The sequence below is a fragment of the Labrenzia sp. 5N genome, assembly GCF_012395805.1.
GTDB classification, from domain to species: Bacteria; Pseudomonadota; Alphaproteobacteria; order Rhizobiales; family Stappiaceae; genus Roseibium; species Roseibium algicola.
In genome coordinates, this window is the sequence record NZ_JAAZTM010000024.1 from 105,754 (window position 1) to 119,783 (window position 14,030).

Sequence of the window (14,030 nt, forward strand, 5' to 3'; positions counted from 1 at the left end):
ATACAGGGAGGAGACCCAACATGGACTTGAAATCAATAGCATTGGCAACATCCGGGCTGATCGCGCTGGCTTCAACCGCCGTTGCCGATCCGGTCGAGCTGGATCTGTGGACCATCGACGACCCGGGCGAATATCACTACGTCATGGCCGACGAGTTCATGGCCAAGCATCCCGACATCAAGATCAACGTGCGAACCGTCCAGTTCGAGGACATGGTCAATGACCTCGCACGCGGCGTGGCGACCGGCGATGCTCCCGACATCACCTACATCGACAATCCGGAAGTGGCGCTGTTTGCTTCTCGCGGACTGTTGCTCGACCTGAAGCCCTATATCGAGCAGTCCGATATCGTGAATGCCGACGACATCTTCCCGGGACCGCTGTCATCAGTCAGCTACGAGGGTGGCATCTATGGCATTCCGCGTGGGGCGAATACGATCGCTCTCTACTATAATGCCGACATGTACCGTGCGGCCGGGCTCGACCCCGACAACCCGCCACGCACCTGGGACGAGCTTTACGAAGCCGCCAAGGCGCTGACCAAGCCGGAAGAGAATATCTACGGCCTCGCTTTTTCTGCGGTTGCGACCGAAGAGGGCACTTTCCAGTTTCTGCCCTGGCTGCAGATGACCGGTGGGGATTACGACAATGTCGACACGGACGGGGCGGTACGAGCGCTTTCACTCTGGAAGAAAATCCTCGACGAAGGACTGGCCTCGCCGGACACGCTCATTCGCGGTCAGTGGGACAGCACCGGTACTTTCAATGCCGGGACCGCCGCAATGTCGATCTCGGGACCCTGGGAACTGCCCCGAATGAGCTCGGAAGCCAAGTTCGATTTCAGGGCTGCGCTCCTGCCTGCACCGGACGAGGGAGCGGACCGTGCTTCGGCGCTGGGGGAGGGCGACAACGTCATTCTGGCCAGCACCGACAATCCGGATGAAGCCTTCCTGTTCCTGGAGTTTCTCTATGACAACATGGACCGCGTCTGGAATGAATTCGGCTACCTGCCGGCTTCCAAGGTCGAGGTGAAGGATCCCAAGTATCCGGAAATCTATGCGGTCTTCGAAGAATCGATGAAATATGCCCGCAACCGCGGACCTCATCCGCAGTGGCCGCGCATCAGCAAGGCGATCCAGACCGCAATCCAGTCGACACTGACCGGTCAGGCAACGCCTGAAGATGCTCTCGCTGCCGCGCAGACCAGCATCGACAAGGTCCTGAAGTAGGGTCTGTTCAGGCGGGGTTTTGCGATGTTCGCCCTGCCTTGGGGTGTGTGCTCGCGAGCCGTCCGACCGGACGGGAGCGCACACCCTTTTTCATCCGCCATGGAGGAGGAGACGGATGCTCAACTTTACCAGACCGTTCCGGGACGGGGCCGGTTTCGACACGATCCTCGTGACGCTGGCACTCGGGTACCTGGTTTTGTTTTCGGGTTTTCCGCTCGTTTACAACCTCGTCATGTCGTTTCAGGAAGTGGACCTGTTTTCACTCGGATCCTTCGACAGGCCCTATGTCGGTCTCGACAATTACGTTGATGTGCTGTCACGTCCCGAGGCCTGGGGCATCTTCCTCAACACCGTGAAATTCGTCGGCATCTCGGTCGCAGCGCAATTGTCCATCGGATTTGCCCTGGCAATGTTCTTTCAGCAGAATTTTCCGGGAAGCACCTGGCTGCGCGGGTTGTTCCTGGCGGGCTGGATCATGCCGGCTCTTGTTGTCGGCGCTGTCTGGAGCTGGATCCTGGCAGGGGATTTTGGCGTTCTCAACCATGTCCTGTTGTCTCTCGGCCTGACCGGTGAGCGTATCTTCTGGCTGTCCGACCCGAACGTGGCCCTTTATTCGGTCATCCTCGCCAATATCTGGCTGGGTGTTCCGTTCAACATGATCCTGTTGTCCGTCGGACTGGCGGGAATTCCGGAGGATATCTACGAAGCCGCCGAAATGGACGGTGCGAATGCCATCCAACGGTTTTTCACCATCACCTTGCCAATGATGCGCGCCCAGCTCGGAGCGGTGATCTCACTGGGTGTCATTTTCACCCTTCAGCAGTTCGACCTGTTTGCAGCCCTCACGCAGGGCGGTCCGTCGAATGCATCAAACGTCTTCCAGTACTGGAGCTGGCAATTGTCGTTTCAGTACTACGAGATTGGCGTCGGTTCGGTGATTTCGGTTCTGATGATCCTGTTCGTGATTTTCGTTGCCGCGGTCTATGTGCGGTCCACGCGCCACGAACAGCTAGCTTGAGGCGTCGAGCGATGATGAAAAAATATGGCCTGACCGCGATCGCGCTCTGTCTGGTGAGCCTTTACCTCTTCCCGCTTTACTGGATGTACATCACGGCCCTGAAAAGCGGCACGGAAATCTTCGCCAATCCGCCGACCTTCTGGCCGGAAAATCCGCAATGGATGGTTGGCGAAGTCTGGACGCGCCTGAAGATGGACGTCTACCTCTGGAACTCGCTTCTGATTGCCTCGGGTGTGACGATTATCGTCGCCATCTGCGGCACGGGTTGTGCCTATGTTCTCTCTCGCATCCGCAACCGCTGGATGGACGTGGTGCTCTTCATCGTTCTGATGATGCAGGTCTTGCCATCTTCCCTGATGATCACGCCGATTTTCGTTGCCTTCAACCAGGTTGGCCTCAACGAAGTGCCAAGAACATCGGTGATACTGGCGCAGGCGGCGAAGGTTCTGCCGCTCTATATCGTGCTGTGCCGCGCAACCTTTCTGCAGGTTCCAAGGGAACTGGAAGAAGCCGCGCTGGTCGACGGCAACTCGCGGATCGGTGCCTTCCTGTCCATCATCGTCCCGCTTGCAAGAAACGGCATTCTGGTGACGTCGGTGCTCATCTTCCTGCAGTCCTTCGGGGAATATGTCTATTCGCGCTCCCTGATCACACAGCGGGCGCTGCAGCCGGCGACTGTCGGTCTGCAATCCTTCATGGGCCCCAACACGTCCGACTGGTCCGGTGTGATGACCTACTCCGCGATCTACGTGACGCCGGTTCTCATCATATTTGTGTTGCTGCAACGCCAGATCGTCAGCGGCCTGACCTCCGGAGCCCTCAAATGAGCTATCAGATCGAGCTGGAAAACATCCAGAAATACTACGGTGCCTATCACGCGCTCCGCGACGTCTGCCTGCAGATCCCCAAGGGACAATTCGTTGCTCTGGTCGGGCCTTCGGGATGCGGCAAATCCACCTTGTTGCGCACCATCGCCGGACTGGAAAAAATCACCAGCGGCACGATGCGGATCGCGGGGGATGCGGTAAATGATAAGGCTCCACGCGAGCGGGACCTGGCGATGGTGTTCCAGTCCTATGCCCTTTATCCGCACATGACCGTTCGCCAGAATCTGACCTATTCCATGCGGCTTCGGAGACGCCCCAAGTCCGAAATCGAAAAGGCGGTGGAGGAAATTGCCCGCGTGACCGGGTTGGGCGAACTTCTCGACAGATATCCGCGGCAACTCTCCGGTGGGCAGCGCCAGCGCGTTGCCATGGGCCGGGCCATCATCCGCAACCCGAAGGCGTTCCTGTTCGACGAACCGCTTTCCAATCTGGATGCGGCGCTCCGGGTGCACATGCGCTCCGAAATCCGGCAACTGCACAATCGCCTCGGTGCGACGTCCGTCTATGTGACCCACGACCAGATCGAGGCGATGACAATGGCCGATCAGGTGGTGGTCATGCGAAGCGGGGTAATTGAACAGAAAGGCGCGCCACTCGACCTTTACGACAGGCCAGTGAACAAGTTCGTTGCGGGCTTTATCGGCTCCCCGGCGATGAATTTTGTCGATGGCGTCGTAGCGGAGGGGGGCAAGAGTGTTGGTCTTGCTCTTCCCGGGACACCGGTGGTCGCATTTGAAGGACTGCAACTGCCCGGTCAAAAGGTAACGGTCGGACTGCGGCCGGAACACCTGATGGTGGGGCAGGGGGACTCCGGAAATGAAATGACGCTTCCGGTATCGCTCGTTGAGAGAACGGGGGCAGTCTCCTACGTGCTCACCGACACGGATCCCGGGCTCCTGATTACTGCTCCGGTTCGTGTCGAAGATGGCGTTCGGTCGGTCTCCGTTTCGATCAAACCGGAACACATCCACCTGTTCGACAGGGAAACCGGCAACGCCCTCCTGCACGCGTGATATCCCAGCCGTCCAAATGAGTGTCTGCGGATCGGAAACTCCTGGCAAAGGGGCTCCTGTCCGCTGGCGACCGTCGTGAAAATCGATGTTGCGGCGGCTGGGAAAATGATCATTTAAACAGATCATTCTGATAGAAATTATATCACTTAAATAAAACGTTCGATCGGTGCTACTTCAGGGCCACCCATTGACCTGAAGTGTTGCAGCGTTAATGACCCGGCTAAATTGCTCTTCCATTCCTTTTGCGCTCCCAATGAGGGATGGCGCCGCCGCAGGGCTCTGGCCTTGCGGGCATTTCCGTTGCGCTGTTTGCCCCGCGGATTGAGCCTTTGAGCAAAATCCCTTTGTAACAACGTTAGGCGAACCGCCGCGACTGCGAAACCTCTCAAGGGTTGCCAGTCTCACCATCGCCTGTTGGCAGTGCCGCACGGTCGCTCCTTGAGGTTTTGGCAGCGGCAACAAGAAGAGACCTTTTCACTCGTAAGGCAAAAATAAACATGCATGCGCATGCAAATATATTGACGATGGCGAGGCTCTAACTATATTGCATGCACATACAAATAAAATGAGAGCCAACTTGATGAGTGCCGTTACAGTTTACACCGACTACGTCTGCCCCTTTTGCCTGCTCGCTGAACAGGTCGTGACGACGGCGATCGGTGACAGGAAGATCCCGATATCCTGGCGGGCTCATGAATTGCGGCCCGACCCGGTGCCGACGCTGAAGCCCGAAGATCCTTACCTTCCGACGATCTGGAACCGGTCGGTTTATCCGCTTGCGGAAAGCCTTCAGGTGCCAATCAAGCTGCCGTCGATTTCGCCTCAGCCACGCACCAACAAGGCTTTCGAGCTGCTGGCCCTGGCGCAGGATAGGGGACTGGATCATCCGTATTCGATGCGGATATTGCGCGCCTTCTTCCAGGAGGATCGCGACATCGGCGATCCCGAGGTTCTTGTCGCATTGGCTGCGGAAGCGGGGATCGACCCGGATGAAGCCCGGCAGGCTCTCGAAACCGGGGCCTATCGCGAACGTCACCGTGAAGCACTGCGCCACGCCCGCGAAGACATGGCGATCACGTCGGTTCCCACGATCGTGGTCGGTGATCAGATTTTCCGGGAAGTGCCCCCGCTGGACGAGTTGCTTCAGGCAATCGACCGGTTGGATAGCGCCCCCGGCAATAGCGGCCGCTCCCGTTAATCGACGCGGCCAAGTCGAAAGGCATCCGCCTTCACACACTCTCAATCTACAAAAGGAATATGCAATGAGCTGGGTTTATCTCGGAATCGCCGTGATCTTTGAGATCGCGGTCGCAATAAGTGCCGGAAATGCAAAAGGGTTCACACGGTTCGGGTGGACCGTCGCAACCCTCGTGAGCGGCGCTATCGCCACCTTCTTCTTGAGCCTTGCACTCCTCACTTTCGATGTAGGTGTCGGGTACGCAATCTGGACCTCCGTCTCAGGTGTCGGGATCGTCGTCCTGGGGGCGCTGTTCTTTGGTCAGCAGCTCAACTGGAAGAAAGGCCTCGGCATCGCCTTCGTCATCGGCGGCGTTGTCGGCCTGCGCCTGAGTGGTGCTGCCTGAGCAACTGAAACACGAAGTATCTCCTCCAATTCTCTTCTGATCAAAAGGAACAGCAAATCATGGATACGCTACAGAAAACCCAAGGCAATGGCGGTGCATGGGGCATGCTGATGCTCGCCAGCGCGTTCGAAATCGGCTATGCGCTCAGCGTCGGCGGCAGTCAGGCATTCACTATTCCGAGCTGGTCGATTGCTGCCGTCGTTTTCTTCCTGCTCACGCTTTACTTCCTCAGTGCCGCGCTGCGAACCATCGACGTGGGGATCGGCTATGCGGTCTGGGCAGGGATCGGCTCGGTCGGGGCTGCCGTCTTCGGCAGCTTCTTGCTCGACCAGCCGTTGACGCTGATCCAGGCAGTCTGGCTGGGTGTCATTATCGCAGGTGTCGTCTGGCTGAAGCTGGCCGACAGCCCGAAGCTTGCGGCGACAGCCTGATGGGGACGGATCGTTCAGAACGCCTTGACCAGCTCATGGAGGAGGCCGTGGCCTTCTCCGTGGATCATGTCCACAAAGGCGGCATTCCCTTCACCGCTCTTGTCGTTGACGGAAATGGCACAATAATCGGGCGCGGTGTCAACCGCGTTCGGGATCATCATGATCCGACCGCGCATGCGGAAGTCGACGCGATCCGCGACGCTTGCCGCACGCTAAAAACTCCACATCTGCATGGGGCCATTCTGCTTGCTTCAGGCGAACCTTGCGCGATGTGTTACATGAGCGCGCTTTATGCAGGTATCTCGCAGGTATTCTTTGCCGCCGATCGTGATGAAGTGGCAAGGCACGGCTTTGATTATCGAGGTTCCTATGGGCTGTTTGCCAGTGATCCGTTGGCCTGGCAGTCGCCTCGCGTGGCCAAGCTGGCCGTGCCCAAAGCTATGCGGCCTTTCCAGAACTTTGCCGCGAAAAGCCGCATTTCCGACTAATGGCAGTTACTTGTTTCTGCGCTTGCATGAGCATACAAATGTTCAACGCAAGCGCAGAACACTCGAAGGTCCAGATAGATCATGTCCAATAGCAGTGGTTCGTGGCTCAGGCTGATCCACGCGGTCGCCAATGTCGAAGCAGACCTCGCAAAAGTCCTGCAAGACCGGCATGGCCTTGGTCTGTCGGATTATCGCGCCCTCGAGATCCTCTCCAAATCGCCCACCTCCGAATTGCGAATGCAGGAACTGGCCGCCCATCTGCAGCTGAACCAGAGTTCCGTATCACGCATGGTCGAGCGTCTGGAGCGGGGTGGCTTCACGGTTCGTGATCTTTGTCCGGACGACAAGCGCGGTGTCTACACCGTTCTCACCGACAAGGGACGTGCACATTTTGAAACCGCGCAACCGGATTACGAGAACGCACTGGAAAATGCCCTCAAGGAACACGGCGGGGCCGAGTTGCTCCTTGCACGATTTGGAAATGCGGAAGACGTGGTCTGATTGGCCATATGCGGTTACGTTGCCGACCAACGCCAAACTTAAAACGGAATGCTGAGCCTGAGAGAGCCGCTGTTGGTGGCCAGATTTTCGGAGAACCGGCCATTGTATTCCAGGCGCAGATCGACCCCTTCAATGGATGTGAGCTGAAGGCCAGCCCCGATCGAGGCAAACAGATCCTCATGTTCGAGAGACGTCTTGAACGACCCGGTTCCCCCGGCGCGGTTGGTGAAGCGTGCATCTGTTTCCCATTGGTCACTGGACAGGAACGACACACCGAGTTTTCCATATACACGCAGGTCCTTGCCGTCCTTGTAGCGCAGGCGGCTTCCAATCTCGATAGAAGGTGTTGCGGCAAAATTCCAGTGGCCGGTGGAGTCGAATTCAAGTCCGTAATCACCGCTTTCCCGGTAGTCGCCGACCCGGGAGTAGATAGCGTCGAAGTCGACATAAGGTTTAACGTAGACGTTGGTTGCCGCGAAGGTGCGTGCGATCCGTGCTCTGACGGAGCCAGCCAGCACATCGGGAGAGCTGGAGATCGTCTCGGAAAGATCGGAGATCGACAGGTTACGGTCGAACCTGGTGGCTCCGTAACTGCCAGCGGCAGCGGCCGAAAGGGTCCAGGCCCCTATCTCCCGCTTCAGGCTTGCCCCGAGATACCCCGCCTTGCCGTCTCCTTTCACGGTTCCGGAGGCCTGTGAAATCCATGTTTGCTGAAAGGCAGCAGCGCCACCGATGAACCAGCCGGGCGCTATTTCCCGTTGTCCTCCCAACTGGTAGGTCAGCGCGTTAGCGTTATAGCTCGGTGAATTGCCGATGGCTGAGCGGTGGCCCGTTCCGCCGGTTGCGCGTGCCCAGCCACAGGAGCCTTCGGTTATGCCGGCGCCATCGCCTTCGAAGACAGGACAACTCATCAGGCTGTCGCCGAAGGACAGCATTTCGAAGGTCTGTTCGACGACGGCAGCAAGCCCGGTGCGCGGCAGAAGCTGGTTCAGGGTGTCTGCATAGCTTCCGGATTGATTGTCGACCTCGTCGGCAATGGCCCCGAACAGTGTTCCGAAGATGTTGTTGCCGCCGCGATCCCAGATATTCTGCAGGTTTTCCGCAACGGCCTTCTGATCCCGGTTTAGTTTCACCTTGCCGTTGGGGGTAAAGTCGGCGCCGGTTACCTGGAAATAATAGTCGGAGCCTTCCGGACTGAACAGGTAATCGAAGATGAGAGAGTCCTGCGGGGTGAGGGTGCCTGTAACAGATCCGCCGACCGACAGAACTTTCGTCTTCCTGTCCGGAAGAAGGCTGATGGTCTTGAGGCCGAGTGTGCCTGCAAGCGTCGCGTCGCCGCGCACTTCCAGCCAATCGGAATCGAAATTGTTCAGGTCGATGTCCGCGACCAGAAATCCTTGTGCGTTCTGCGTGAAATTGCCGGTAATCACTGTCTTGCCGGGGTCGCGTGCGCGGCCCAAAACAAAGCGGCCGTTGTTGACCACATTTGCATCGTACAGATAGCCGTCAGCAAGGGTGTTGGGTGAGTTGTTGGTGACTGTACCGGCGCTGCCGCCGTCGGCATTGGTCAGGACGACATCCCCGTAAAGAGACGCAGTGTCGTTGACGGTTACATTGAGGATTGCCCCGTCAGCCGTCGTGCCCGTTCCGGAATACCAGACCGCATAGGAGCCGGTGTCGTCGGTGCCGTTGCGAGATGCGCCTGACTGGACAATGGCATTGTCGTTCAGAACCAGCGTGTTGTTGAGCCCGTTGGAGACCCTGATGGCCGCGGCATCCGTATCCGTGCCCCCCTGGACGTTGCCTTGTCCGTCAACCGTGATCCCGATTGTGCCGTTGCCGTCAGCGCCCTGGCTTTGCGCAAAGACACCCGACGAACGCGATCCGGAGGCATAGACCTGACTTGCGATTTCCAGATCGATAGCGCCCGCGGTTCCCGTGCTGTCTGTTGACATGAGGCCAGCGACGCCGCCGGTGCCGGTTCCGGATATACCGCCGCCGCCGCCGATGGACTGAGCGATAATACCGATGGACTCGTCACCCGTGACGGTGATCGGCGCGTCGATATCCAGTGTGATCTGGCCGCCATTGCCGCTGGCGCCGCCGGAGGTCAGGTTCGCGGTGGCGTTGGTCATGGAACCGCCGGTCGCATCGCCCGCCAATCCACCGCCACCACCGATGGATTGTGCCACCAGGCCGAAAGCGCCGTCGCCGCGGGTCTGGATGCCCGCGCCTCCGGTTAGCTGGAACGTCACCGCGTCACCGTTGCCTGCCGCACCGCCCGTGCCGCCGATTGCCAGATCAAGCCCACCTTCTACGCTACCGGTGACGCCATAACCACCGCCGCCGCCGATGGACTGGAGCAGAACGCCATGAGAGCGGTTGCCGTAGGTGGCAATCGACGTGTCCATCGTCAGATCGATTGTGCCGCCATTGCCGGCCACACCGCCAGAACCGCCAACAGAGACGCTCAGCTCACTGCCGTCGACGCGGGTTGTCTCTGCGCTGCTGCCGACCCCGCCGGTGCCGCCGCCGCCGCCGATGGACTGGGCGACCAGGGCGGTGGCATCATTGCCGCTTGTCGTGATGGTTACCGCGCTGGTGTCGTAGGTGAGGACCTCGCCGCCATCGCCGCCCGCGCCGCCTGTGCCGCCGCCATCCCCGCCGATCGCCAGCGTGCCGGTCTGGTTGTCAGAACCATCGCCACCCTGGCCGCCACCGCCACCGATGGATTGCATCGTCATGCCGGTGGCTGCAAAGCCTGCCGTATTGATGAAATTGTTGTCACCGTCCGCCAGCCAGATGGCGACTTCACCGCCGTCTCCGCCGGAGCCGCCCCTGCCGCCGACGGCAAGTTCGATGGAGGCACTGACTTCGCTGCCGCTGGCGGTGGACGAGCCGCCCTGACCGCCGCCGCCGCCAATGGATTGCAGCACGACCCCGTCCGCCCAGGCACCTTGCGTGATGATCTGGCCATCATGGTAATATTTGACCTGATTGCCGTCACCGCCAGACCCGCCGCCACCACCGACATCGACCGTGAACGAATAGGAAGCTCCCGCATCCGACAGGCGCTTGATCTGTTTCTTCAAGGCCCCAATGGCGTCAAGAACCTTGTGAGACGACGCGTCATTGCCGAGCGATCCGCCGATGCCGCCGCCGCCGCCGATGGATTGCAGCACGACGCCGTCCGAGTCGCCGCCGAAGGTTTCGATGCGGCCGTATTGTTCGGCGTAGATGGTACCGCCGTTGCCGCCGCTGCCGCCAATGGCTCCAACACCCAGAGACATGCTGCCGGAGACGCTGCTGGCGCCAACGCCAAGGTAGACGGTGCCACCCTGCGAATTGCCGCCACCGCCACCGATGGACTGCCCGACCAGACCCTTGGAACCCGATCCCTGCGTCTGGACCGTGTAGCCGGCAAAGTTATGGATCTCGACGGAGGAGCCGTCACCGCCCGAACCACCCTGGCCACCCAGGGAAATCTTCGCTTCCAGCGACGCGATACCGCCTTGCGAATAGGCGTTGCTGTTGCCCAGGCCGCCGTTACCGCCGCCTCCGCCAATCGATTGGGCCAGAACGCCATGGGCACCGTCGCCGAAGGTGAAAAGCGTGCTTTCCGGGGCCAGACTCGTGAGTTTCGTTGCGGTGGTGCTGCCTGAATTGGAAGACGAGCCGTAGGTTCCCAGAGTTACGTTGACTTCCCCGCCATTGCCGCCACCGGATGTCGTGAACGCATAATCCGAATTGAAATCGCTCAGAGCATTGCCGGTGCCGCCCCCCAGAGCAACGGTAGCGGTGGATTCCACAGTGTCCTTGTCGCCAAGCGTGGCTGTCAGCGCGGAGGCATCGCCGCCGTTGCCGCCGCCGCCGCCAACCGATTGGGCCAGGATACCGTGAGAGGCATCGCCGATTGTCGTGAGCCTGGAGGGTTGGTCATAGGTGACGGTCACGTCGCCGCCGGCTCCCGCATTGCCACCGTTGCCGCCAACGGTTGCCAAGTAGTTGAAGGCGAGGGGAACGCCGGTGCCGGTTGGAGCGGCAACCAGAAAATCGCCGGCGGATGTCGAGCCGCCATTGCCGCCACCACCACCGATGGACTGGGCCAGAATGCCGGTGGCATTGTTGGGGGCGTATTTGGAGGTGGAAGACGCGGAAAGTCCGGTGGCGATGGTGCCGCTTGAAAGATCGATTGTGACGTCGTCCCCGTCGCCTCCGTCGCCGCCGCTGCCGCCGAGGACAAAGGCTGCGTTGAAGCCGATGGTCGCGTCAAAGTAATTGGCGCTGCCACCCGTGCCCCCACCACCACCGATGGACTGTGCGAGGACAGCTGTTGACTGTGCGCTGGAAGTCGCGGCGTAAAACTGGTTCTGGGTCAGGGAAACGGTTCCCCCGTCACCGCCATCGCCGCCGCTGCCACCCATCTGGAACGCGAGGAACGAAAGGACGCTGAAATTCTTGACGCTGCCGCCGTTGCCGCCGCCGCCGCCGATGGACTGGGCGATCAGCCCAGGTGCGAATACGCCGGTTGTGGTGATGTGCGCGTTGCCGTTGCTTGTGGCAGCCAGAAGTGAGGGAAGGTCGGAGTAAACGCATCCGCCGGTGTTGTCGACGCAGACCTCGCCGCCGTCACCACCGAGGTCGGCGGAACCGCCGACGCCGATGGAGGCGATGGTCGACAGGGTTTGCACGCTGCCGCCGTTGCCGCCACCGCCGCCAACAGACTGGAAGATGGCTCCAGGAGAATAGCCGCCGGAGGTGACGATGGTTCCGATGTTCGGAATGGCGACCGTTCCGCCCTTTCCGCCCGCTGAGCCCTGGCCGCCTACGCCGACAGTGCCGGTGGCATCGCCACCCGAGCCACCGCCACCGCCAATCGATTGCGCAAGGATTCCGGTAGAGGAGTCGCCTTTGGTCGTGACCTTCTGCGTGTTCGAAACGCCGACGTAACTTCCGTTGGACGTTGTCGATCCGGCAGCGCTGCCGCCAACGCTGACAAACCCGCTGGAAGATCCCGCGGCTCCGCCGCCACCGCCAATGGACTGGGCGATGATGCCGAGCGAGTTGAAGCCGTTGGTCGTGATGTCCGCGCTTGTGTTGACCGTTACGGTACCGGCTGCGCCTCCACCGGCGCCATCGCCGCCCAGTCCAACCAGGGTTGAGGCATCGATCCCGCCGGTTCCGCCACTTCCTGCGATCGACTGCGCGACGACACCGAAGGCATGGTCTGCTGCCGTTGAGACTGTCGCATTGCCAAGCGAAAGGGTTACGTTTCCGGCATCGCCGCCATTGCCGCCGTTGCCGCTCTGACCGCCGAGAACACTCTGAAAATCGCTCCCCGTTCCGCCGCCGCCGCCGATGGAGTGCAGCGCGATGGCTGCGGAAAAAGCGCCGCTTGTCTCAATACTGGTATCGCCTGAGACAGTGACGGAAACCGCGCCGGCATCGCCGCCGAAACCGCCGCCGCCACCGGTGCCGGCGAGAGCCGTGCCGTCGCCGCCGTCTCCGCCTTCACCGCCGATACTCTGTGCCAGCACGCCGTACACATTAGCGCCACTTGTCTCGATGGATTTTCCGTCTTGAAGAGATACCGACACGGATCCTGCCGTACCGCCATCGCCGCCGCTATGATCCTTGGTGGGGCCGGTGCCACCCTTGCCGCCGAGGCTTTTTGCGCCGATTGCTGCGCTCGGTTCGTAGCTGCCGCCGGTAACATCGAGGACGAGCCTGGCTGAGTTGGTGATCGAGACGTTGCCGCCGTTGCCGCCATCGCCGCCGTCGTCGCTGTTGTCAGTCGAGGCGGTCCCGGCGCCGCCTTCGCTTAACCCATAGAGAACGAACAGGCCGTCGCCCCCGGCCGTGGTGACATCCCAGTAGATGTCGCCGTTCATGGCGTTGTTGATCGTGACTGTTCCACCAGCACCGGCATTGCCGTTGTTATCGCCGCCTCTGCCGCCAAAGGATCTGGCGATGAATCCGCCGCCTTCTCCAAGCCCCTGAAAACGGTTGCTGCTCGAACCGACGGTGAAGCTGCTCGGGGCGGTGTTGTTGACGGTCACGCTGCCGCCGTCACCGCCCTTGCCGCCATATTGGTCGGACAGGACGCTGTTGTTCTGGTTGCCTCCTGTTCCGCCGTTGCTTTCGGCAACGAAAATAGCAAATCCGAAATTGGCGTAACCAATGGCGGTATAGCTTGCAAGGCCGTTGTTGGTAACCTGCACCGAGCCACCGTTGCCGCCTGCGCCGCCGTTCGAATTGTTATCTCCGTTGGATTGATCGCCTTCGCCGCCGCTGGATTGGGCGAAGATGCCCATTGCAAATTGGCTGACTTCCGACACGCTGATATCGATATTTGACTGATTGACGATTGTAACTGTTCCGCCAGCTCCGGCTGCGCCGGAGTCCTCGCCTGCCGACCCTCTGGACTCGACATACCAGTTTGCATAGATGCCCTTGCTGGTCGGGATAACCATATTCTGCTGGCCGTAATTCTGGATCGTGATGCCAGGGGCCTGGGCGCCAGCGGATGCACCCGTTGCAGTCAGATTGACGTCGGTGACATCCGTGCCGGTATTGAAGGTGCAAACCCACGGGTCGCCGGAATCGTCACACAGGGAATCCGCCAGGGCGGGGGATGAAAGGCACAGGCTCGCAACGGATGCGGTGGACAACAGCAGCGATTTCACGCGAATGTTTTTTCTGACCGAAGGACGGGAGACCTGGTCTTTTCCTTCGGTTGTAAGGCCGAGGCCCATTTTCTTATCCCTGAAACAATTGGCTTAAAAAGTTTTGAGACGGAACTTTTTGCTCTTCCTCGTCAGGAATAACTATGGTTGCAGGGCAGCGGGTTTCACTGCAAATTCGATGAACCAGCTGAAAT

Annotated in this window: 10 protein-coding genes; 9 read left to right on the forward strand and 1 reads right to left on the reverse strand. The window is 59.9% G+C overall.

The window, feature by feature from the left end; genetic code table 11:
* Positions 1–20 precede the first annotated feature (20 nt).
* The 9 genes from HEP89_RS27545 (at position 21) to HEP89_RS27585 (ending at position 7,150) form a co-directional block, all read left to right on the forward strand.
* The gene (locus HEP89_RS27545; RefSeq protein ID WP_075281840.1) at positions 21–1,229 is read left to right on the forward strand and encodes a sugar ABC transporter substrate-binding protein; all 1,209 of its coding nucleotides are present in this window, start codon (positions 21–23) and stop codon (positions 1,227–1,229) included.
* A 115-nt stretch (positions 1,230–1,344) separates the two neighbouring features.
* Positions 1,345–2,247: a sugar ABC transporter permease gene (locus tag HEP89_RS27550; protein WP_023001537.1), complete on the forward strand. Its 903-nt coding sequence runs from the start codon at positions 1,345–1,347 to the stop codon at positions 2,245–2,247.
* Positions 2,248–2,258: 11 nt separating this feature from the next.
* Positions 2,259–3,074, forward strand: coding sequence for a carbohydrate ABC transporter permease (locus HEP89_RS27555; RefSeq protein WP_075281839.1), 816 nt, complete (start codon positions 2,259–2,261; stop codon positions 3,072–3,074).
* Positions 3,071–4,147 (forward strand): sn-glycerol-3-phosphate ABC transporter ATP-binding protein UgpC, encoded by a 1,077-nt coding sequence (gene ugpC / locus HEP89_RS27560; protein WP_168693587.1) that lies wholly within the window; start codon positions 3,071–3,073, stop codon positions 4,145–4,147. The genes HEP89_RS27555 and ugpC overlap by 4 nt, the downstream gene beginning before the upstream one ends.
* Before the next feature lie 580 nt (positions 4,148–4,727).
* Complete coding sequence (locus HEP89_RS27565) at positions 4,728–5,345, forward strand: DsbA family protein (protein ID WP_168693588.1); 618 nt, start codon at positions 4,728–4,730, stop codon at positions 5,343–5,345.
* A 64-nt stretch (positions 5,346–5,409) separates the two neighbouring features.
* Positions 5,410–5,730 carry a multidrug efflux SMR transporter gene (locus HEP89_RS27570; RefSeq protein ID WP_152507773.1) on the forward strand — a complete coding sequence of 107 codons (321 nt, stop codon included), beginning with the start codon at positions 5,410–5,412 and terminating at the stop codon, positions 5,728–5,730.
* A gap of 59 nt (positions 5,731–5,789) precedes the next feature.
* Positions 5,790–6,161 carry a multidrug efflux SMR transporter gene (locus HEP89_RS27575; RefSeq protein ID WP_055660707.1) on the forward strand — a complete coding sequence of 124 codons (372 nt, stop codon included), beginning with the start codon at positions 5,790–5,792 and terminating at the stop codon, positions 6,159–6,161.
* On the forward strand, positions 6,161–6,649 hold the full coding sequence (locus HEP89_RS27580; RefSeq protein WP_353622320.1) for a nucleoside deaminase: 489 nt from the start codon (positions 6,161–6,163) through the stop codon (positions 6,647–6,649). Before HEP89_RS27575 ends, HEP89_RS27580 begins: the two co-directional genes overlap by 1 nt.
* Positions 6,650–6,730: 81 nt before the next feature.
* The gene (locus HEP89_RS27585) at positions 6,731–7,150 is read left to right on the forward strand and encodes a MarR family transcriptional regulator (protein ID WP_031269552.1); all 420 of its coding nucleotides are present in this window, start codon (positions 6,731–6,733) and stop codon (positions 7,148–7,150) included.
* Positions 7,151–7,188: 38 nt separating this feature from the next.
* On the opposite strand, the gene HEP89_RS27590 is transcribed toward HEP89_RS27585, so the two are convergent.
* Entirely contained in the window at positions 7,189–13,905 is a 6,717-nt protein-coding gene (locus HEP89_RS27590) for an autotransporter outer membrane beta-barrel domain-containing protein (protein ID WP_168693590.1), read from the reverse strand.
* Positions 13,906–14,030: the final 125 nt, after the last annotated feature.